We start from the raw sequence: 21,589 nt of genomic DNA on the forward strand, positions 1-21,589 counted from the left end.
GGATGAAACAACATGTTAATGTCAACACTGGTGATTTTACGATTTACAGGTATTTTTGCTGCATATACGGGAATTACAGTGCTTTTGCCGGAAATCATGTTCCGCAGAATACTGAAAGGCAGGAGGCTGTCAGAGCAATTTCTGATGTCCTATACATTTGGAAACTTTTATATTATTAACATTGTATTTGCACTTCAGCTGCTTCACATTTCGAATTTTTTCACGCTCACAGCAGTCACAGTTCTGATGAGCATATTGATCGGACTTAAGGTTAATCGAATCCCTCTGAGACGGAAACTTGCAGAGGGTAAAAAAATATTTTGCAGGCTGTCCGATGGAAGCCTGGGTATCAGGTCTGCTGTTAGCAAATTTGGAGAATGGATGAAATCTGGATGCAGATATTTTGGAAAGTTTTTTTGCAGATATATTGTGAAGAAACCAATACAATCTGTATTTCTGATATTTATCTGTGGAGCACTTCTCTGGATTTATGGTCGCCAGATCATACTTACTTATGGTTATCGAGCATCGGATATTCCGGTGCATTTAAGCTGGATCAATCAGATGAGCAGAGGAAAAATCTTTTCCAAAGGTGTTTATCCGTTTGGATTTCATTGCATGATCTACTATCTCCATACCGTTTTTGGAGTAGATACTTATGTAATCCTGTGTGAGTTCTTCTTTGTTCAGGTTATTTATCTTCATGCAGTGCTTCTGGTCATGCTGAAGCTGCTCTGCAAAACAAAATATCTTCCGTATATCGGTGTATTTGCATATATCGTTGGAGATTTCTGGTCAGGGCAGACTTATTCAAGATTTTATTCTACATTGCCACAGGAATATGGGATGATTTTTGTGATTCCATCGGTCTATTTTTTAATCAGATTTTTTCAGATACATAAGGAAAATCTGAAAGACAGGGAAACCCGAAGGATTCTGCAATGTTTTGCGATGGCATTTTCTCTCACACTGGCAATTCATTTCTATGGAACGATGATTGCAGGACTCTGCTGTATTGGCATTGCGATGGGATTTTGTTTTCGGTTTGTGAAGAAGGAATACTTCTGCCGCATTATGGTTACAGGAATTCTCAGTGTTGTACTGGCGGTTCTTCCGATGGCGATTGCGTTTGCAGGCGGAACACCTCTTCAGGGCTCTCTGGGATGGGGAATGAGTGTCATTAATGGAAGTCAAAATGAGGAGTCTGATGCAGATAATACTACACAAAATAACAAAGTACAGGTTACATCGGGCAATGGAAAGGTTACAGAGATCGATGTAAGTAAACTGCCATCCGCTAAAAAGGGTGAAACAACGGTTGTTGTCGAGCAGAAAAAACCTTCTTTAGGAGACCGGATGCGGACAGTGGCAGATAAAATTAAGGTCATATCAGATAAAATTAAGACCATTCCGAATAAAATACCGAAGGCAGTCAGGACAATGTCGATACGAATCAGAAATATAGTCGTTCCTGTAGACTGGCAGAAGATGGGAACAGCAGTAATGACGGCTTATGCGGGTTTACTGCTCCTGGGATTGGTGTTCTGTGCTTTTCAAAAAACAGAATATGGAGCGGTACTCATGTCAGTTGGATTCTGTATGCTGATATTGACCGTTCTCCTGTGTGCGGGTCCATTTGGCCTTCCGACCCTGATGGATGCGGCACGATGCAGTATTTATTATGCATATCTTTTACCGGTGGCGGGAGTTTTGATTACAGATGGTCTTTTATATTTGGTGTTAATGCCGAAAGTTCTTAGAATTTGTCGAAATATCTTATCCTTAGGGTTGGCAGCAGTGCTGTTGGTTGTATTGAGTCAAAATAATCTGATAAAAGAACCAGGGTTTTCATCAGGATATGTAACAAACGGAGCGATTACCTGTCTTACGAATATTATCAGAGATAATGAGGATGAAACATGGACGATTGTTTCTGCAAACGATGAAACGCAGATGGGCCTGGATCATGGATGGCATTATGAAACGATTACGTTTCTTCGTAAACTGGAACATATGAAGGAAGATACAAAAGTTATAATTCCTACAGAGAACGTTTATTTCTTTATTGAGAAGATACCGTTGGATTATAGTGTTAGTTATGCTGACAGTGGACAGTCTATTTCTAAGAAAGGTGCAAGTCAGACGCTTCCAAATGTTGGCGGGATTGGAATGTATCAGGGCGAAAAACGCTGGATCGTAATGTCCAGAATGTACTACTGGGCACAGGCTTTCATGAAAAAATATCCAAATGAAATGAAAGTTTACTATGAAGACGACCAGTTTATCTGCTACAGAATTCCGCAGAATATGTATCATCAGTATAATTTTGCGATTGATTATGGATATAATCAGGTAGAAACAGAGGAACAGGAGGCAGAGCAGTGATGGTTTCAAAGAGAAAATTTTTCAGCATTGCGACCATGATGTTTGTCTTGTTTTTCCTGTTTCAGTTTTCTATGGTACTCAGGGACAGCAAGAACACCTATGATATAAATTCCAGTCTTACAGAGAAAAAGGCCGATGGTAGAAACCGGTGGACGCCTTCTGACAGCAACAGTACCACAGTGATCGGGGCTGACAGTTCTGTTGTCTTTGTCGGAAATGAAGATGGCGATATGGGAACAGCTGTCAGCAGATGGTGTACTTATGCCAAACGAAAACTGATCTCCTGTAAATCCGTAAGGACATATAAATCAGATGACAAAAATCTACCGGAAATGATGATTCTGGAATCTGAGAAATATGCAGATGGCGACAACCTTACTACACTGGAAACTCTGGAAAAGAAAGGCGTAATTATTGTCTTCGGCTGTCTGGAAAACGCAAAAAATATTCAGAATAACAAGGCTTTGATGAAATTTCTTGGGATTCAGAAAGTTGTTGCAGAGGAAACGCATCTTGCAGGTGTGAAGCTGTTTGAAGGACTGCTCCTTGGAGGAGAAGTGACCTATAATACATCGAAAGATAAAGAGGAAAAGAAACGTCAGGATCTGGAACTCGATGTTCCCTGGTATCAGGTAGGAAGCGGAACCAAAACATATATGGTGGGACTTCTTGATGAAAAAACAGGAAAAAATGTTGAAAATGAGGATCTTCCGACAATCATCTGGCGAAATGGAATAGATTACGGAAGTGTCTTTGCGGTAGTCGGAGATTATATGAAGGACAGCACAGCTCTTGGACTTCTGGATGGAATGCGGGCAGAAACACTGCAATATACAATTTATCCAATCGTCAACGCACAGAATCTTTCCATGGTTAATTTTCCCGTTTTTGCAGACGAAAACAATACTGAAATGCTGAAACTATACAGTCAGTCTGTAACTGGTATTGCGAGAGATATCATGTGGCCTGCATTGATTTCTGTTGTCGAGAAAAGTGATATGAAGATGACCTGTTTCATTCAGCCGCAGGCAGATTACACAGATGATATAGAACCTAAATCCGGGAACCTGGAGTTTTATCTGAAGCAGATGAAGGAGCAGAGTGCTGAGGCAGGAATCTCTCTGGAATATCAGAAGCTGGACAAAGCGGAAGATAAGGTCACAAAGGATACGGAGTTTTTTGAAAATGAGAAGATAAACTATCGTTTTGGTGCAGCATTTGCAAAAGAAAAAGACCTGAAAGGAATTCTGAAAGACACGGATTCCGGTCTTCTTGGAGATGTCGGAACTCTGGTCTGTGACTATACAGAGAACCAGCCGGTGGTCTCTTATTACAGTGATTCTGTAACATTACAGACTGTTACAAGTGACGGTATGAATTACGCCTACAGTGATGATATCCGGATGCGAAGCATTCAGACCGCGCTTGGATATACAAATGTTATGCTGGATATGTATGATATTTTCTGGCCACAGGAAAAAACTGACCGATGGGAAGTCATGCAGAAGCGTTTTTCCAGTAACCTTCTGACATATTGGAAAAATTTCAGAGATTTTGACAGCACCACTCTTTCTGAGAGCAATGCAAGAATCAGAACGTTCCTTAATCTGGCATATAGCCAGTCTCGAGAAGATAATACAATCACGCTTCAGACATCAGAGGCAGGAAGCTGGTTTATCTTAAGGACACATGGTGAAGAAATCGATGAGATTGACGGCGGCAGCCAGACAGAAATAGAAGCGGATGCATATCTGATCTGTGCCGAAGATACTACAGTAAAAATCCGTCTAAAAGAGCAGGAGCTTTACTATGATACCCGCAAAAACTGATGTAGAGAGAGGTAAGAGATGAAGGTTTGCTTAGTGGCAGAGGGCTGCTACCCATATGTGGTCGGTGGTGTTTCCGGATGGATCAACAGCCTGATTAAGTCTTTTCCGAATATAGAATTTATCCTGCTTGCAATTGTGGCAAACAGATCTCAGAGAGGAAAGTTTGTATATGAGCTTCCGGAAAACCTGACACAGGTATATGAACTGTATCTGGATGACTGTGAGTGGGATGAAGGAAGAAAAACGAGAAAGAGCAGAAGAAAAGCCCGTCTTTCCAGGAAAGAATATGAAGAAGTCCTGAACATGGTTCTCAACAGAAAGACCGACTGGGGAGTTGTTTTTGATCTGTTTCACCATGGCAGCATCTCTGTGGACAGCTTTCTGATGGGACCGGACTTTTTTGAGATTGCCAGAGAGTGTTATAACAGACAGTATCCGAATATTATATTTTCAGATTTCCTCTGGACACTCCGTTCCATTTATCTGCCACTGTTCTGGGCATTAAAGATGGATGTGCCAAAAGCTGATCTGTACCATTGTGTTGCTACCGGTTATGCAGGTGTACTCGGAAGTATGGCAAAGCATTTCCACGGAAGCTCGCTTCTGATCTCCGAGCATGGAATCTATACCCGAGAGAGAGAAGAGGAGCTGATCAAAGCACAGTGGGTAAAAGGTGTCTACAAAAATATCTGGATCGAACAGTTCAAGAAGATGTCACTTCTGGCGTATGATAAGGCAGATGCTGTTACCTGTCTCTTTGAACGTGCCAGAACGCTTCAGATGGAACTCGGCTGTCCGGAAGAAAAAATTCAGGTGACGCCAAATGGAATTGATGTAGATGGTTTTGCAGATATACCAGGCAAAAATCCAGAAGAACAGATGATCAATATAGGAGCTGTTCTTCGTGTCAGCCCGATCAAGGATGTAAAGACGATGATACAGGCATTTGCTTTTGCCAAAAAAAGTGTGCCGAAGTTAAAACTCTGGATCATGGGTCCGACCGATGAGGATGAAAAATATGCACAGGAATGTTTTGACCTTGTGGATTCTCTTGGAGTATCCGATATTGAATTTACAGGAAGGGTCAATGTGAAAGAATATCTAGGGAGGATGGATTTTACGATTCTTACCAGCATCAGTGAGGGACAGCCGCTGACAATTCTGGAAAGCTATGCGGCACATAAGCCGACGATTGCGACAGATGTCGGAAACTGCCGGGAACTGATCTATGGCAATGATGATGGATTTGGAGCAGCAGGTATTCTGACCCACATCATGAATCTGGAGGAAATCGCCCAGGCAATGATAGACCTTGCCATAGATCCGGAAGGACGGGAACAGATGGGTGAGGCCGGATATAAGAGGGTTACTTCCTTTTACCGGATTGAGCAGATGAAGGAAACTTATAAAGAGATTTACCGTAGATTTGCAGAGGAGCAGCAGGTTGAATGGACAGAAGAACCCTTTCAACTGAAACGATAGAAAACAGGATGGAGACAGGATAATGGCTGGAATCGGTGTTAAATTAAACAATATATATGGAAAAAGAACGCTGACAACAAATATCATCGGCATGGGTTACAGTACGGTCATGACCATTGCTCCAATGCTTACCGTGATTGGTGCACTTTGTATTATGGAGCATTTTCTTGGCTTTGATTCAGTCGGATATGCTACGAGAGAGTTGTTCTCCTGTACAGTACTGTATATCTTTATATTCTCGCTCCTTACAGCATCGCCGTTCAACTCTGTATTATCCAAGTACATGTCGGATATCATCTATGAGGAAACCTTTGAGGATATCCTTCCGTGCTATTATGTCGGGATGATCCTGAATATTACATTCAGTGCACTTTTTGGAATTTCGTTCTGTATCCACGAGTATCTGGTGGGAAATGTGGATATCATCTATGTTTTTACCGGATATTGTGGATTTGTTGCCTTGGTACTGGTGTTTTATTCTATGCTGTACCTGTCGATCTGTAAAGATTATAAGAAAATTTCCTTTTTCTTCATGATCGGTATGACTGTGACAGTACTGTTGTCTTTTCTGTTTGTAAAAGTCATTCATATGAGTATCACCTATGGAATGCTTCTTGCACTAGCCATTGGTTTCTGGCTGATCGCCTGTCTGGAATTTGCTCTGATACGAAGCTATTTCCGGGAGAACAGCGGAAGATACCGAAGGGTATTTCACTATTTCAGAGAGTACTGGCCGCTTGTGCTTACTAATTTCCTGTATACGCTGGGACTGTACATCCATAACTTTGTATTCTGGACGACAGACCTTCATATGGTGATAGTCAGAAGCTTTGTATGTGTGACGACCTATGATATGGCAACCTGTCTTGCGATGTTCACAAATATTTCTGCGAGTGTGATCTTTATCAGCAGGGTGGAGATGAACTTCCATGAAAGGTACAAAGCGTACTCGGAAGCTGTTATCGGAGGCAGGGGAGCCGATATTGAGATCACCAAGAAACGAATGTTCCGGCTTCTGGCAGAGGAACTGTTAAGTCTTGCCAGAATACAGTTCATTATTACGCTGGTTATTTTCCTGTTATGTATGATCTTTCTTCCGCAGGTCGGATTTGGGGGCATGACGCTTCGAATCTATCCCTGCCTTGCAGCAGGATATTTCATTTTGTTTTTGATGTATGCAGAGATTATTTTTCTGTATTATTTCGATGATTTTAAGGGTTCTGTACTTACCGGTCTGTCCTTCTGTATCGGGACATTGATCGGGAGCATAATTGCTACACACTTTCCGGATATCTGGTATGGAATCGGACTGACAGTCGGAAGTTTTATCGGTTTTGCAGTCGCGTATCGCAGGCTCCAGTGGATGGAAAAGAATCTGGATATACACATTTTCTGCAATGGACATCTGCTTCAGAAATCAAAAGGAAGCTGTCCTTCACCGAAGGTATTTGACAGATATGAACAAAATTAGAGGAGGGAAAAAATGACATTGGGAGATTTGTTAACGATATTTTTGATAATGATGGGAATCTGTCTTCTGGTGATGGCAATCTTATCACTGGCAAAGAGAAAAATGACGGAACCGTTCTGTCTTGCGTGGGCTATTGTATCAGTGCTGCTGGTTATATGCGGAATTCTGATAGAGCCTTCCGAACTGGAACGGTATGTAAGTCTCAGGATTTTGATCTTAATTTTTCTTATAACGGTTGGAGTTGTATGGACTCTTTGGTTCATAAGCACACAGCTTTCAATTCTGATGCGGAAGAATCAGGAACTGGCAATGCAGATATCCCTTCTTAATCAGGACAGTGAAAGAATGCTGAAGAAATTAGAAGAACTGGAAAAAAGGATCGACCAGCATTTTGCAGGAGGTGATGACTTACAAAAATGAAAAAAATTCTTTTTGTGATCAATACGCTTGGAGGGGCAGGAGCCGAAAAAGCTCTGATCGAGCTTCTGAAACATTTCCCGAGGGAACAGTATGAAGTATCACTGTATGTCCTTCTGGATCAGGGAGAACTGATCTCTCAGATTCCGGAACATGTAAAGGTTCTTAACAGGGAATATTCAGATGCCTCTGTTCTCTCAAAAGAAGGGAAAAAAGTTCTTAACAGAAAGATATGGAAGCGTCTCTGGATTCGGGGAGCGGTGCTCAGAAATTTACCGTTTCTTCTCAGAAATACCTTTGTTATGTTAAAAAAAGGCAAGCTAAGTCCGGATAAGCTTCTCTGGCGTGTAATGTCAGACAGTGGACAGAGTATCAAAGAACATTATGATATGGCAGTCGCCTATCTTGAGGGTGGAGCGACCTATTATGTCCATGATCATATTAATGCTGACCGGAAGTTTACATTTCTCCATGTAGACTATGGATTTGCCGGTTATACCAGAGAGCTGGACAAAAATTGCTATCCGGATTTTGACAGGATTTTTACAGTGTCCGATGAAGTGAAGAAAAGCTTTGTCAAGGTGTATCCGGAGTGCAGCCAAAATACATATGTATTTCATAATCTCATAGATCAGAAAGAAATCCGAAGGAAAGCAGAACTTCCGGGAGGGTTTGAGGATTCCTATGATGGGAAGAGGATTCTCACCGTTGGAAGGCTGACAGCACAGAAGGCATATGAGATTTCGATTGATGCAATGAAAATCCTCAAAGATCATGGTGTAAAAGCCAGATGGTATGTTCTTGGAGAGGGAGAACTGAGAGAAAAGCTGCAGAGCCAGATCAACCGTCTTGGTCTGCAGGAAGATTTTGTGCTTCTAGGAGCAAAGACGAACCCTTATCCGTATTACAGACAATGTGATCTGTATGTCCATGCGACTCGTTTTGAAGGGAAGAGCATTGCAATACAGGAAGCACAGACTCTGGGATGTACGATCCTTGTGTCGGACAGCAGCGGAAATAGGGAGCAGGTCATTCAGGGAGAAGACGGAATGATGTGCAGCCTGACTCCGGAGGCAGTCAGCAGAAACATAGAAGAACTGCTGAAAAATCCACAGAAATGCAGAGAGCTTGGACAGAAAGCCGCTGTTAAATTATCATCAGAAGATAAAGATGTACTGAAACTATTCCAAATTTAAACAACAAAAGAAAGACTGAGTATATGGAAAAGAAAAAAGAAGTATTGATTATTATTCCTGCCTATAATGAAGAAAAGACAATTACGGCACTTTTGGAGCAGCTTGAAAAACCTGAAATCTCAGAACTTGCAGATGTTCTGGTCATGAACGATGCCTCCTTGGATTCAACGAACTGGATCACAAAGAGGAGAAATCATGCAGTGGTAACGCATGTGTTTAATCTGGGTTATGGAAGTGGTCTGCAGCTTGGATATAAATATGCAGTCCGTAAAAAGTATCAGTATGTGATCCAGATGGATGCAGACGGACAGCATGATGTATGTAATATTCCGGCTATTTATAAAGCACTGACAACACCGGATAAAGACGGAACAGTTCCGGACATTGTTCTGGGATCGCGATTTATGGAAGGAAGCACAGAATTCCCGGTTTCTGCGGCAAAAAAAATTGCCTTCGTGTGGTTTCGCTTCCTGCTTCGCAGAGGGACAGGTAAAGATTTTACAGATCCAACCACAGGACTTCAGGGTCTGAACTGGAAAACATTTCTGTTTTATTCCAAATATAATAACTTTGACGATAAGTATCCGGATGCAAATATGCTGATGCAGATGTCTCTTCTTGGATTTCATATAAGAGAAATCCCGGCAGTCATGCATCCTCGTGTTACCGGAGTCAGTATGCATTCTGGACTGAAACCATTTGTCTATATGTTTCGAATGACCTTCTCGCTCATGGCGGTGTGGATACGGGAAAAAATTCTCAAAATGGATGTAGACAAAGGATATGATCTGGAAAAACATTAAAAACGAAAACTTTTACCATACAGATGACTTTCATCTGGAGTACATATATAAGGGAAAGGATTAGTGAAGTTTGAAACAGAAATCGAGGACAGAATATTCTGTTATGAATACAAGTGTTGCATTTGTGGCGCAGATATCTGCGATTCTGATGGGATTTTTTACCAGAGTAGTTTTTACCAGAATGCTCAGTGAAGGATACGTTGGAATCAACGGACTGTTTACCGACATCTTAAATATACTGTCATTGTCGGAACTGGGGGTTGGAACAGCAATCACCTATGCCCTTTACAGACCGATTGCGGAAAATGACATTTCAAAGCAGCAGATCCTTATGCGTATGTTCCGGATGTTCTACCGGATGACTGCCGGATTTGTACTGGTGGCAGGGATGTGCCTTATCCCATTCTTGGATATTCTGATGAAAGACCGTCCGGATGTAGATCATCTTGTGCTGATCTATCTTTTGTATCTTTTGAATTCTGTGGTCTCATATCTGCTGATCTATAAAAAAACACTTATAGATGCACATCAGATGAATTATATCACAGTGTTGTATCATAATGGGTTTCTGGTGCTGCAGGATATCTGCCAGATTATTATACTGATTACGACCAGGAATTTTGTGCTGTTTCTGATTGTTGCGGTAGTGTGCACGATCACAGGAAACGTCTTCATGTCCAGAAAAGCAGATGCACTGTTTCCTTACCTCAAAGAACCCTGTCATGAAAAACTGCCACAGGAAGAACGACAGGATATCTTAAAAAATGTCAGAGCCATGCTTATGCATAAGCTTGGAAATGTTGTGGTCAACAATACGGATAATCTGTTGATCTCCAGTTTTGTTGGCGTAATTACTGCGGGAATTTACTCGAACTATTATCTGGTGATAGGTTCCATCCGACAGGTTCTGGATCAGGCACTGCAGGGTGTGGCAGCAAGTGTCGGAAACCTTGGAGCTACAGAAGATTCCGAGAAAGTGAGCAGGATTTTTGACCAGTTATTTTTTATCGGTTACTGGATATATGGCTTTGCCGGAATCTGTCTGTTTGAACTGCTGAATCCGTTTGTGGAGCTGGCCTTTGGAAAACAATATCTGTTTCAGCGGGAGGTAGTGCTTGTTCTGTGCATTAATTTCTTTGTCAACGGAACAAGAAAAGCTGTGCTGATATTTAAGGAATCTATGGGACTGTTCTGGTATGACCGTTACAAAGCAATCGCGGAGGCAGTCCTGAACCTTGGAATTTCGATTCTTCTGGTTACACATTTTGGTGTGGTTGGTGTTTTTGCCGGAACCTTCTGCAGCACAGTGCTTACGTCTGTATGGGTGGAGCCTTACATCATTTATAGATATCGTTTCCAGAAACCAGTTCGGGAATATTTTGGAAGATACGGTTTGTATCTTATCGTTATGGCAGCTGCTTGGGCAGTTACAGAATTTTGCTGCCAGATAGTCAATGGAAGTGCAGCTTTTAATCTGTTTTACAGAGCAGTGATCTGTATAATTGTTCCGAATAGTTTGCTTTGGCTGATATTTCGAAGAACAGAAAACTGGAAAAAAACATCAGGACTCTTGTGCAGGAGTATTATTAAGATAGGAAAAAGTGTCCGGAGGCAAAGCTAATGACTGTAAACAAAGGAAAAATATCTGCAATTATACCAGTGTATAATGCTGAAAAATATCTGGCACAGGCGATTGAAAGTATAATCGCACAGAGTTATATAAGCTGGGAAATGTTTCTGGTGGTCAGCGAATCTGAAGACAGAAGCGTGGAAATTGCAGAGAAATATTCCAGAGAATACGATAATATTTATCTGATTATAACGGAAGAACGTGGTATAGGCTGTGCAAGGAACAGGGGATTAGAGAAATCCACAGGTGAGTATATCTTATTCATGGATGCAGATGACTATCTTCCGGACAGGGAGGTTTTTCAAAGATATATTAATATTGCTGACAAAATTAATTCAGATATTGTTGTCAGTAATTATGCACGTCTGTGGAACGAAAAACTTCTTCCGGCCACTAGTCACAGCGAATTTTCGAGGTTTGAGAGGGATTCAGAAGAGTTCCGTTTTCGGGGATTTTTTTCCGTAGGAACACTGTCATATGTCTGGGGAAAACTGTATCGGAAGTCTTTTCTGGATCAGAACAGGATTACTTTCTCGGAGTATCCTTATGCAGAGGATAAGCTGTTTAATATGCAGTGTTATGTCTGTGGGGCAAAATATGCATTTATAGAGCGGATCGGAAATGTTTATCGCAAAAATGAGGATTCCGTTTCTTATAAATACAATCCGGAATCTAGCAGATGCTGGCTGGGAATCGCACAGACCTTCAAGAACTGGATGGAAGAAGAGGGGAAAGATGTCGAGCAGTATGAGGGACTGATACAATATACTGTTTTTTTTGCCTCCTTTTTTGACGCCAAGATGGAATATCAGAAGCGACGGAAATCGATATGGATGATCTGGAAAATACTTAGGATTTACGGTAATGATTCTATTGGAAAAGATTGTTTTGCGAAACTTGCCTGTGATAAAAAGCGCATTCCTCAGTTGAACCAGAAAATATGGAGGATTGTAATAAAGGGATTTTCCAGGGGAATGAAATGGAAGTGTTATCTGACATTGTCGTTTGGGATAAAACAATTGATCGAACATAGGGTAGATGAAAAATTGTCAGATACAGGTCTGAGAGAATAAAAAACAGTAACTCCCAGATCAGGAGTCACTGTTGTCAAAGATACGTATCAGTTTGGTTTTCTGATTGCTTTTTTTGAAATTATGGAGCGTCTGTCGTAAAGTGGTATTTCGTATTTTGTAAGTATTTCGAATGAAACACAAAAAAGTAACACACCACAAAACCGGCCAGAGAACCGGGCAGCGGCTGGCTTTCGGAAAGCGGACCTTCATCTGCACATGTCCTTCTTTAAAGTAAGTGATCAGATTGACCTTCTGATAAGAAGTACTTCCAACAAGTTCACTGGAAACATCCGTGCCCATATCTCCATCTTTAAGAACACGGATAAGAAATTCCTTACAGTCCTGTGAATCATAGTGAATCCTGGAGTCAATATGCTGTGGGAGTCCAAAATAAATCCGGCAGGTTTCCAGAACAATCTCATAAAGATGACTGATGCGGGAATCCTGGCACCAGTTATGTATCTTATGAAAATCGATTTCATCCGCATGCTTCCTGAGGTAAAAGGTAAAATCACACAGCAGACGGATACCGAAACCACTGTACAGATAATGCTTCAGCATATGATGGATCATATAAAAAACATATTCCGAAGGCGGCAGAACAGAGTAGGTAAAATCATTGATCGTCTGTGATACCGGAACAAGATTTTCAAAGGAATACACCTGATCTACAATCTGGTTGGCACGCTCATACTGATACATTCCAACTACGCGATAATGCAGTTCAAGAAGGAATCTGCGCCCTGTTTTTGGAAACGTATAGTGATAGGTCAGATGATGGTCACTGAGCTCATTTTCCGCGATATATCCATGGGATTCCAGAAGTTTCTGAGCTTTGGAAATATCGGATTTCCGGCTGATATAAAGATCCAGATCGCCAAGCTTACGATATTCGGGAACAGGATAGCAGGAAGCAAGGCTGATTCCCTTAAGAAGGATGCAGTCGATTCCGTTGTCTTCAAGAAGGGAGACCGTATGACGAGTAAACTGGTCAATCTGATAATAATTCAGCATCATGCTGCGTGTCCGCTGGAGCATGGAAGAGTAAAAAGGTGTGCCTCGAAAAGAAGACAGGACAAAGGGAACCGTGCAGTGCTCTTCGGCAAGTCGTGCAAGGTCGGCCAGTTCTTCAGATGGAATGGTGACAGGTCCTTCATGACCGGTACAGGTATTTTTGATGATCTTTAAATAATGTTTATATGATGGCTGCATGAAAAACTCCTGAAAATAAATGATAATAGGTAACTATTCAGCTGGAATGCATTTTGACTCATAACTGTGAGGCTACTGAATAGTTGTGATAATAGAGTATAACACGAAGTATTTGCTAAATAAAGGGGGAGAATATGAAAAAAACAGAAGGATATCGGATCAGGAAACTGGAAGATGAATATGTGGTTCTTCCGTTTGGAAAGAGAGCAGAGGAAGTAAATGAAGTAATCTCTCTGAGTGAGACAGCCGGATTTATGTATCTTCATGCAGAAGAAGCTGACTCGGCAGAGGAACTTGCAGAACTGGTCAGCAAAGCATATGAGGTGGAAAAATCTGTAGTGTATGAAGATGTGGTGTCGGTTGTCAGAACTCTGAGGGAAAAAGGCCTCTTACTTTGATCTTACACGTCGCAAAAAAGCAGTCAGTCTGAAACAAAAAGGACGTACTGGCAGCATCAGAAGCCAGAGAGCAGAGAGAAAGCGGTATACAGGATTCCTGACAGAGATTTCTTTTCCATTGCGGACGAAAGCAATGAGTTTGCCCCTGAACTGGTCCGGGCGAAGCGGACCCTCAATCTCATACTGATTATCTCCGGTCATATAATAGCCGTCGGCAGTAACACGAACGATACGGTGCAGAACAAGAATTCCCTGGTCACGGCGGTAAAGAGCTACATCGTTTCTCTTAAGTGAGGTGACGGGAACCTGCTGGATCAGAGCCTCATCTCTTCCGGGAATGAAGAGGGGATACATGCTGAAACCCTGTGGTTTGAGACGGATAATATTTCCTTTCTGGAGAAGCTGTTCGAGATTTGTTTTAAAATCTCCTGTGTTCTTTTTCATAAAAAAATCCTCATTTTCAGTGTGATCCTATATTAGCAAATACATTATAATATGCTAAAGAAAAAAAGACAAGAAAATGGTGAAAAATGGCTTGAATAAAGGGTTTGTGGGTTGACTTTTGAAGGAATTCTGTATAATATATAAGAAAAAATGACATTGAAAAACAATGAAATATGAACCGACGAAAGAGAGGAAATAAAGATGATGAACACATACAAAAAGCCGGTCGTGACTGTAGATGCCGGAATGGCAGAGGGAGTTTATGCCGCAAGTGGGGCAACACAGGGAACATTGAATGTTACCTATAATGGTGTATGGGACAGATGGGGCGCGAATGGTGGTAAAGGCCTTGCAATGGCAAACTGGTCTGGTCTGAACGGAACGATTACTCTGAACATTACTTTTAATGACACTGTAGATCAGGCTGAAACAGATGATGCATCTGTACAGATATCTTGCTCAGGAAAGACTGCTACATTTACATTTGCAAGTACAGCAACTAATCCACTGACAATTGGAATTCATCTGAACCATGGAACAAGTATCGATGATCTTAAGATGACAGGATTTACATATTCTGTGAATTAACAGGAAATTAAATTTATAAGCTGTTCTGCAGGATCAGGATAGCTCAGGCACAGAACCCGCGGGTTCTGTGCCTTTTTTAAAATTCTTTCACCATCTTTTCAATTTCCACTTCATCCAGTACCTCACACCTCTTATCGCGTATCGCATAAACTCTCGTACAGATATTTAATACCGTAGGACGATGGGTTGTCACAATACAGGTCCTTGGATAGGTATCCTGCATGATATTCTTGAGAACCTTTCTTTCGGTGGCAACATCAAGTGCCGAAGTTGCCTCATCCAGGAGAAGGATCGGAGACTTGCGGAGAAGTGCTCTTGCAATAGAAAGTCTCTGTGCCTGTCCCTCAGAAAAACCACCGCCGCGTTCTTTTACAATGCTCTGAATACCATCGGGAAGTTTTTCCACGAAATCCCATGCACAGGAGAGTTTGAGAGCCTCTATAATCTCGTCATCTGTGGCATCCGGCTTTACGTTTCGCATATTTTCTGCGATGGTTCCCGAAAACATGGTATTTCCCTGCGGAACATAGGAAAAAAGTTTTCTGGTCGAAGGTGACATATTCAGTTTTTGATTATGATCACTTCCGGCACAAATCTGAAATTCTCCGCTCTGTGCCCGAAGAAGTGACAGGATCAGCCGGAGCATAGTTGTTTTTCCTTCACCGGAAGGTCCGACCAGGGCGATAATCTCATGTGGATAAGCTTCCATAGAAGCATGGGCAAAAACTTCCGTTCCACTGTGATAGGTATAGCTCAGATCCTTCATTGTGAGACCGATACCGCTGGTTTTGTGCTGCTTTTCAAAGAGTTTTACTGCATGATCCTGGCTGTAATCTTCCTGCGGCATTTCCACGATATCCATCAGACGTCCGGCAGAGATCGTGAGAGAAATCGCGGAAGGAATCAGGCTCGTGAGGGAGTTTACGGAGCTTGTCAGTGTTCCGGAAAGAGACAAAAACATGGTCATGGTTCCGTAACTGATCGCATTGCTCCATACACGGTAAATTCCCCATCCGTAACAGCTGTAGGATACGATAAAACCAACGATCGACATCAGGACAGAGGTCAGGATCGACATTCGCTGGAATTCCAGACGCATGCTGATATAGTCCTTCTGGAGCGTTTTGAGCCGGTCCGTATAAAAATGGATCAGATCAAATGCCTTGATCGTCTGGATATTGGAGAAAGCCTCCTGATTGAAACCATACATTTTGGCATTCATGGCAGCACTTTTCTGGTTGTTGTTCCGCATTCTGCGCAGCAACGGACGCGACATCAAGGCACTGAACGGGATACCGAGAAGTGCAAACAGGGCAAAGGTCGGATCGTAATACAGAACAACCGCAAGAGCACTGATGAACCGGAAGGTATAGATGATCAGGTTTGGTACCCAGTTCAGAATACCGCTGGAAATATTGGAAGCATCCGAGCTCCAGCGGGTAACAAGGTCACCGGTGTGATATTCCGTCAGAGATTCCCAGTCCGTGACGAGCATTTTTGCAAAAATATCGTTCTTGATCTCGGAGTCAACCTTAAGACTGATAAAGGTCGAAGCATAACCGGATGCCTGTGAGACCAGAAGATTTGCAATCGCAAAGCCGATCATTGCTGCAAAGGTAGACAGCAGACGTCCGGTCTGATGACCTGTGATGATATCGACAAGATCTTTGGAGATCAGGCTGGAAGCAAGTGAAACACAGGATCCCATAACACCCAGCAGTGTATAGAGAATCATAGATTTCCAGTAACGTCTGCCATACTGGTAGATCCATATGGTTTGTTTCCACATTTTCTGGAGGCTTCCCTGTCTGAGATGTTTTATGATAAGCTGGAGTTTCTCTTTCATTGCACTTCCTCCAGAGCATCTATTTCCCTCTGAACTGTATAAACAGCAGATGGATTTCTGGTGCAGAGCAGATGCAGAATCGGCACCTGTCCGGCAATTTTTTCCGCAAAGTCAAGGTTCATGGAGAAGAAGCGTTCTTTCCAGAAAGGGGAGATCATGCGCTGCATAATCCGGATGACTTTTTCTGAAGGAGACAGCTCCTGAAGAAAATCTTTCTCCGGATCGCGTCCGAGAAGGACGATACCGCCAAGTTCATGATCAGTGGTCGTATAAATTCCGGAAGTTCCGCACCATGGAATCCCGTAGACGATGATTTTGCCGGATTCCATGCCAAGGAGATTGAGATCACCGTTCAGATATGGAGTCTGCAGAAGATCATGCCACATTTGGGTGTGTGTTGATTTACCCATACCGGAATGTCCGGAGAACAGCCATGCTTTTTCTTTATAAAGAATCGATGCAGAATGAATGGCAAATTTCCCGTGCTTTTGTGCAACAAACAGGAAAAAGAGCCGGATTGCATGAAAAATATTTTCCTGTGCTGACTCAGAGGTTTCCGGAGTACAGTAGAATCTCACGTAACTTCCGTCCAGACTCATATGTACCTGATGAATGTTTGACATCTGCGGGAAAAGAATCACATAGCGGTCAGTATTTTCAAAAATTGTCATATCTGAATTGCGAAGGAGGACTTTTCCATAAGATTTGCTGGCTGGCGGAGTTGTAAAAAACTCAATTTCCTGGTCCGCATCTTTCGCAGGATTCATTTCGCGGAACTTATCGAAGTATCCGGAGAAAAGCTGCGAAGCGCCATGGAAGCGAAGGCGAAGCCCTGCGATCAGGATGCATAAGGAGGCTTCTTCCGACTGAAGACGAAGAGTTTCGGTCAGCATTCCCATGGACTGCAGCTGCCGCAGAAAATCAAGAATGTCCTCGCGGAGCATGGGAAAATCCTCCTCCTCAAGTCCATATCTGCGTGCAAGCATTTCGGTCAGCATTTCCAGGTCAGCACCTTCATTATGCTGGATCACATTCCACAGAAAAGCGCTGGTTTCGTTCAGGATGGTTCCTTTGCGCTGGTCGGCAATCTGCTGTCCGAAAGGAAGAATGTAACTGACACCTTTTATTTTACGAAGGGTATAGCCTTCTTGACATTTGAACATAAAAAAATCCTTTCTGAAAAGTACAGTTTTATACAGAAAGAATTATAACATCCGGCAAAATCTCATACAAGAAAATAACTTCAAAAAAGAGGGAAAGCTGTGTTATTCTGTTACCGTGAACAGTAACGTTGTTCTTGCAATAAGCATCTGCTCAGGGTAAAATATTACAAACTGAGATGGATACAGATATCCGGAGGCAGGATCTTTGAAGCCGCTGGGAGACGTATGACAAGCATAATGGAGAACAGGATGATTAAAAAAAGAGCAATACTGTGTCTGACTGTGATTCTGACAGTGGTATTGGCAGCAGGAGTGGAAATGTTCTGGCTTAGCAGACAAAAGACAGTAAAAGAGTATAAGGAAAGCCAGGCGGTTTTCGGGAATCCGCTTATGGGATATGCGAGAAATGCCTGGTATGATAAAGTTTCGGAAGACATTTCTCTTTTGTATATGGACATTACCTGGGCAGAACTGGAACCGGAGGAGGGTGTTTATGACTGGGAGGCCATCGAGAAAAAAAATCAGCTCGCACGATGGAAAAGCGAGGGGAAGCATCTGGTATTGAGATTCGTCTGTGATATTCCGGGACAGGAAGAGCATATGGACATACCGGAATGGCTGTACGAAAAAAGTGGAAAAGCCGGTCAATGGTATGCTGGAGGATATGGGAAAGGCTTTGCTCCGGATTATAACAATCCGACGATCATTTCTTGTCATGAGCAGGCAGTAAAGGCACTTGGAGAGCACCTGGGGCAGGATGGGATGATCAGTTATATTGAGCTTGGAAGCCTTGGACACTGGGGAGAGTGGCATGTAAACTACAGCGAGGGAATTCAGAGGATTCCGGGAGAAGAGGTAAGAGAACAATATATTCTCCCATGGATGGAGGCCTTTCCGGATGCCATGATTCTCATGCGGAGACCATTTGCTGCTGCAAAAAAACATGGATTTGGGTTATATAATGATATGACCGGACATCCACAGGGAACCCAGAGCTGGCTTGACTGGATCAGCAATGGCGGTGAGTATGATCAGACAGGTGAAAAAAATGCAATGGTGTCCATGAAGGATTTCTGGAAAACCGCACCATCCGGCGGAGAATTTACAAGTTCTTTCTCGATGGAGGAGATGATGGACACAGATCTGTCAGAGACTGTGGAAATGATCCGTGAAGCACATACAACCTTTCTGGGCCCGAAGATCCCGGATGAGGATTATGCAGAAGGATACAAAGAAGTCCTCAAAAACATGGGGTATCGTCTGTGGATTTCAAAGTCAGAACTAAAAAGCACCCGAAACAGCAGCAGTCTGAAGCTTATCTGGGAAAATTCAGGAGTGGCACCACTATATAAAGACTGGCCGGCATATATTTATATTGAAGATGAGAAGGGAAAACTTGTCGAAAAGAAAAATATCGAAATAAAAATGTCGTCTGTGCTTCCGGAAGAAGAAATATCAACCTCAACCACACTGAAGACAGAGAAACTGAACAGCCTTCTGAAAAAGGGATATCGTCTTTCCATCGGAATTGAAGATCCTATGACAGAGAAAGTGGGTGTTCGTCTGGCAATGAATACCTTATATCAGGAAGGTAAAAATTATCTCTGGAAATAAGAGAACAGAGAGAATGCAAAAAACTCCAAAAAGAAGGAGGGCCGGGCGTCTGTGCCCGGCGAGTATGAAAAAGAAAAATATATGTAAAAAAGCATTCGCTTTATTTGCTTATTACTATACTGTAAATCTGTGATGAAACTGTGATGAGAGATTGAAAGAATGGTGATAAAAATCTAAAAAACTTATAAAATTTGGTCTTTATAATTACAAAAATTCTACACAACAAAAGAAAGTTAGAAGTTGTAAAAGTTTTTTTACTCATTTATAATTAGAAAAGATTCATAACTGTGAAGGTACTGAACAGTTACAAAGATTCTTGAGAAAGTGATGTTGCTGCGAACAAAGTAAACAGTGACGAGTTTAGAGAAACTACAGGAGGAAAGACTTGAAAAAAGAATTAGTTATTGTCATCGATTTTGGCGGTCAGTACAATCAGCTGGTTGCGAGACGCGTCAGAGAATGCAACGTATATTGCGAAATCTATTCTTACAAGACAGATATTGCAAAGATTAAAGAAATGAATCCGAAGGGAATTATCCTTACCGGCGGTCCAAACAGCTGCTATGAAGCGGATGCACCGACTTATCAGAAAGAACTGTTTGAACTTGGAATCCCGGTACTTGGACTTTGCTATGGCGCACAGCTGATGATGCATGTCCTTGGTGGAAAAGTTGAAAAAGCAGATGTCAGCGAGTATGGCAAAACAGAACTTCTGGTTGACAAGAAGGATTCTGCAATTTTCCAGAATGTTTCAGAAAAAACTATCGTCTGGATGAGCCATACAGATTATATCTCCAAACCGGCTCCGGGATTTGAGATTTCTGCACATACAGCAGACTGTCCGGTAGCTACAGCAGAAAACGCAGACAAGAAACTGTATGCGATTCAGTTCCATCCGGAGGTACTTCACTCTGTAGAAGGAAAGACCATGCTGTCCAACTTTGTACTTGGCGTATGTGGATGTGCCGGAGACTGGAAGATGGATGCTTTCGTTGAGAATACGATCAGAGAGATTCGTGAAAAAGTCGGCGGCGGCAAGGTTCTTCTTGCACTGTCAGGCGGAGTTGATTCTTCCGTTGCAGCAGGACTTCTTTCCAGAGCTATTGGCAAGCAGCTTACCTGTGTGTTTGTAGATCATGGACTTCTTCGTAAAGATGAAGGAGATGAAGTTGAGGGTGTATTTGGCCCGAATGGTCAGTTTGACCTGAATTTCATTCGTGTCAATGCACAGCAGAGATATTACGATAAACTTGCCGGCGTATCTGAGCCGGAAGCAAAACGTAAGATCATCGGTGAAGAGTTTATCCGTATCTTTGAAGAAGAGGCAAAGAAGATCGGTGCGGTGGATTTCCTTGCACAGGGAACCATTTATCCTGACGTTGTAGAGAGTGGTCTTGGCGGAGAATCTGCAGTGATCAAATCTCATCACAATGTAGGAGGTCTTCCGGATTTCGTTGATTTCAAGGAAATCATTGAGCCGCTCCGCGACCTGTTCAAAGACGAGGTTCGTAAAGCAGGTCTTGAACTTGGTCTTCCGGAAAGACTGGTGTTCCGTCAGCCATTCCCTGGCCCGGGACTTGGAATCCGTATCATCGGTGAAGTCACAGAAGAGAAAGTCCGTATCGTTCAGGATGCTGACTTTATCTATCGTGAGGAGATCGACAAAGCAGCAGAAGAGTACAAAGCAGAAAACGGTGAAGAAGCACCGTGGATGCCGAACCAGTATTTTGCAGCACTCACAAATATGCGAAGCGTAGGTGTTATGGGAGATTTCAGAACCTATGACTATGCAGTGGCTCTTCGCGCAGCCAAGACAATTGACTTTATGACAGCTGAAGCTGCCGAAGTTCCGTATGCAGTACTTAATAAAGTCATGAGCCGTATCATTAATGAAGTTAAGGGCGTAAACCGCGTATTCTACGATCTGACCAGCAAGCCGCCGGGAACGATTGAATTTGAATAAATCGAGTTGCTTAAAAAAGCCAGTGTTTATGCGGGTTTCAGCGATTTCGATTAGTCTTTTGATAACAAATTGATA

17 protein-coding genes are annotated in these 21,589 nt (G+C 42.4%); 13 read left to right on the top strand and 4 right to left on the bottom strand.

Features of this window, described 5'->3' with window-relative positions:
- The first annotated feature begins 12 nt into the window (after positions 1-12).
- The 9 genes from LIR34_RS12270 (at position 13) to LIR34_RS12310 (ending at position 12,286) form a co-directional block, all read left to right on the top strand.
- Positions 13-2,385 carry a hypothetical protein gene (locus LIR34_RS12270; RefSeq protein ID WP_244092314.1) on the top strand — a complete coding sequence of 791 codons (2,373 nt, stop codon included), beginning with the start codon at positions 13-15 and terminating at the stop codon, positions 2,383-2,385.
- Positions 2,385-4,214, top strand: a complete 1,830-nt coding sequence (locus tag LIR34_RS12275; RefSeq protein ID WP_173902950.1) for a DUF2194 domain-containing protein — start codon at positions 2,385-2,387, stop codon at positions 4,212-4,214. The genes LIR34_RS12270 and LIR34_RS12275 overlap by 1 nt, the downstream gene beginning before the upstream one ends.
- Before the next feature lie 18 nt (positions 4,215-4,232).
- Positions 4,233-5,696: a GT4 family glycosyltransferase PelF gene (gene pelF / locus LIR34_RS12280; protein ID WP_161285438.1), complete on the top strand. Its 1,464-nt coding sequence runs from the start codon at positions 4,233-4,235 to the stop codon at positions 5,694-5,696.
- Between the two features lie 22 nt (positions 5,697-5,718).
- Positions 5,719-7,167, top strand: coding sequence for an exopolysaccharide Pel transporter PelG (gene pelG, locus LIR34_RS12285; RefSeq protein WP_161285437.1), 1,449 nt, complete (start codon positions 5,719-5,721; stop codon positions 7,165-7,167).
- A gap of 12 nt (positions 7,168-7,179) precedes the next feature.
- Complete coding sequence (locus LIR34_RS12290) at positions 7,180-7,587, top strand: hypothetical protein (protein WP_173902939.1); 408 nt, start codon at positions 7,180-7,182, stop codon at positions 7,585-7,587.
- On the top strand, positions 7,584-8,780 hold the full coding sequence (locus tag LIR34_RS12295; protein WP_173902940.1) for a glycosyltransferase: 1,197 nt from the start codon (positions 7,584-7,586) through the stop codon (positions 8,778-8,780). The genes LIR34_RS12290 and LIR34_RS12295 overlap by 4 nt, the downstream gene beginning before the upstream one ends.
- Before the next feature lie 23 nt (positions 8,781-8,803).
- Positions 8,804-9,583 (top strand): glycosyltransferase family 2 protein, encoded by a 780-nt coding sequence (locus LIR34_RS12300; protein WP_161285434.1) that lies wholly within the window; start codon positions 8,804-8,806, stop codon positions 9,581-9,583.
- A 103-nt stretch (positions 9,584-9,686) separates the two neighbouring features.
- A complete protein-coding gene (locus LIR34_RS12305) occupies positions 9,687-11,204 on the top strand; it encodes a lipopolysaccharide biosynthesis protein (protein WP_173902941.1) in 1,518 nt (505 codons plus the stop codon).
- Positions 11,204-12,286: a glycosyltransferase family 2 protein gene (locus tag LIR34_RS12310; protein ID WP_173902942.1), complete on the top strand. Its 1,083-nt coding sequence runs from the start codon at positions 11,204-11,206 to the stop codon at positions 12,284-12,286. Before LIR34_RS12305 ends, LIR34_RS12310 begins: the two co-directional genes overlap by 1 nt.
- Before the next feature lie 18 nt (positions 12,287-12,304).
- On the opposite strand, the gene LIR34_RS12315 is transcribed toward LIR34_RS12310, so the two are convergent.
- Complete coding sequence (locus tag LIR34_RS12315; protein WP_173902943.1) at positions 12,305-13,498, bottom strand: nucleotidyltransferase domain-containing protein; 1,194 nt, start codon at positions 13,496-13,498, stop codon at positions 12,305-12,307.
- A gap of 134 nt (positions 13,499-13,632) precedes the next feature.
- Here LIR34_RS12315 and LIR34_RS12320 point away from each other — a divergent pair, with 134 nt between their 5' ends.
- Positions 13,633-13,896, top strand: a complete 264-nt coding sequence (locus tag LIR34_RS12320; RefSeq protein WP_161285431.1) for a PqqD family protein — start codon at positions 13,633-13,635, stop codon at positions 13,894-13,896.
- Here the strand turns inward: LIR34_RS12320 and LIR34_RS12325 are convergent.
- On the bottom strand, positions 13,888-14,340 hold the full coding sequence (locus tag LIR34_RS12325) for a S24/S26 family peptidase (protein WP_173902944.1): 453 nt from the start codon (positions 14,338-14,340) through the stop codon (positions 13,888-13,890). The genes LIR34_RS12320 and LIR34_RS12325 overlap by 9 nt on opposite strands.
- A gap of 201 nt (positions 14,341-14,541) precedes the next feature.
- On the opposite strand from LIR34_RS12325, the gene LIR34_RS12330 reads away from it, so the two are divergent.
- Positions 14,542-14,928, top strand: a complete 387-nt coding sequence (locus LIR34_RS12330) for a hypothetical protein (RefSeq protein WP_244092315.1) — start codon at positions 14,542-14,544, stop codon at positions 14,926-14,928.
- 76 nt (positions 14,929-15,004) lie between these two features.
- Here LIR34_RS12330 and LIR34_RS12335 read toward each other — a convergent pair whose 3' ends face one another.
- Both LIR34_RS12335 and LIR34_RS12340 read right to left on the bottom strand, forming a co-directional pair.
- Positions 15,005-16,774, bottom strand: a complete 1,770-nt coding sequence (locus LIR34_RS12335; RefSeq protein WP_173902945.1) for a peptidase domain-containing ABC transporter — start codon at positions 16,772-16,774, stop codon at positions 15,005-15,007.
- On the bottom strand, positions 16,771-17,937 hold the full coding sequence (locus tag LIR34_RS12340; protein ID WP_173902946.1) for a PqqD family protein: 1,167 nt from the start codon (positions 17,935-17,937) through the stop codon (positions 16,771-16,773). The genes LIR34_RS12335 and LIR34_RS12340 overlap by 4 nt, the downstream gene beginning before the upstream one ends.
- 249 nt (positions 17,938-18,186) lie before the next feature.
- On the opposite strand from LIR34_RS12340, the gene LIR34_RS12345 reads away from it, so the two are divergent.
- The gene (locus tag LIR34_RS12345) at positions 18,187-19,551 is read left to right on the top strand and encodes a DUF4832 domain-containing protein (protein ID WP_244092316.1); all 1,365 of its coding nucleotides are present in this window, start codon (positions 18,187-18,189) and stop codon (positions 19,549-19,551) included.
- A gap of 385 nt (positions 19,552-19,936) precedes the next feature.
- On the top strand, positions 19,937-21,514 hold the full coding sequence (gene guaA, locus LIR34_RS12350; protein WP_173902948.1) for a glutamine-hydrolyzing GMP synthase: 1,578 nt from the start codon (positions 19,937-19,939) through the stop codon (positions 21,512-21,514).
- Positions 21,515-21,589: the final 75 nt, after the last annotated feature.

Source organism: Blautia sp. MSK17_66 (genome assembly GCF_020538025.1).
Classification (GTDB): Bacteria; Bacillota; Clostridia; order Lachnospirales; family Lachnospiraceae; genus Blautia_A.

Coding starts and splice junctions, on each gene's coding strand:
- LIR34_RS12270 (WP_244092314.1), top strand. CDS start 13: ATGTTAATGTCAACACTGGTGATTTTACGATTTACAGGTATTTTTGCT.
- LIR34_RS12275 (WP_173902950.1), top strand. CDS start 2,385: ATGGTTTCAAAGAGAAAATTTTTCAGCATTGCGACCATGATGTTTGTC.
- pelF (WP_161285438.1), top strand. CDS start 4,233: ATGAAGGTTTGCTTAGTGGCAGAGGGCTGCTACCCATATGTGGTCGGT.
- pelG (WP_161285437.1), top strand. CDS start 5,719: ATGGCTGGAATCGGTGTTAAATTAAACAATATATATGGAAAAAGAACG.
- LIR34_RS12290 (WP_173902939.1), top strand. CDS start 7,180: ATGACATTGGGAGATTTGTTAACGATATTTTTGATAATGATGGGAATC.
- LIR34_RS12295 (WP_173902940.1), top strand. CDS start 7,584: ATGAAAAAAATTCTTTTTGTGATCAATACGCTTGGAGGGGCAGGAGCC.
- LIR34_RS12300 (WP_161285434.1), top strand. CDS start 8,804: ATGGAAAAGAAAAAAGAAGTATTGATTATTATTCCTGCCTATAATGAA.
- LIR34_RS12305 (WP_173902941.1), top strand. CDS start 9,687: ATGAATACAAGTGTTGCATTTGTGGCGCAGATATCTGCGATTCTGATG.
- LIR34_RS12310 (WP_173902942.1), top strand. CDS start 11,204: ATGACTGTAAACAAAGGAAAAATATCTGCAATTATACCAGTGTATAAT.
- LIR34_RS12315 (WP_173902943.1), bottom strand. CDS start 13,498: ATGCAGCCATCATATAAACATTATTTAAAGATCATCAAAAATACCTGT.
- LIR34_RS12320 (WP_161285431.1), top strand. CDS start 13,633: ATGAAAAAAACAGAAGGATATCGGATCAGGAAACTGGAAGATGAATAT.
- LIR34_RS12325 (WP_173902944.1), bottom strand. CDS start 14,340: ATGAAAAAGAACACAGGAGATTTTAAAACAAATCTCGAACAGCTTCTC.
- LIR34_RS12330 (WP_244092315.1), top strand. CDS start 14,542: ATGATGAACACATACAAAAAGCCGGTCGTGACTGTAGATGCCGGAATG.
- LIR34_RS12335 (WP_173902945.1), bottom strand. CDS start 16,774: ATGAAAGAGAAACTCCAGCTTATCATAAAACATCTCAGACAGGGAAGC.
- LIR34_RS12340 (WP_173902946.1), bottom strand. CDS start 17,937: ATGTTCAAATGTCAAGAAGGCTATACCCTTCGTAAAATAAAAGGTGTC.
- LIR34_RS12345 (WP_244092316.1), top strand. CDS start 18,187: ATGATTAAAAAAAGAGCAATACTGTGTCTGACTGTGATTCTGACAGTG.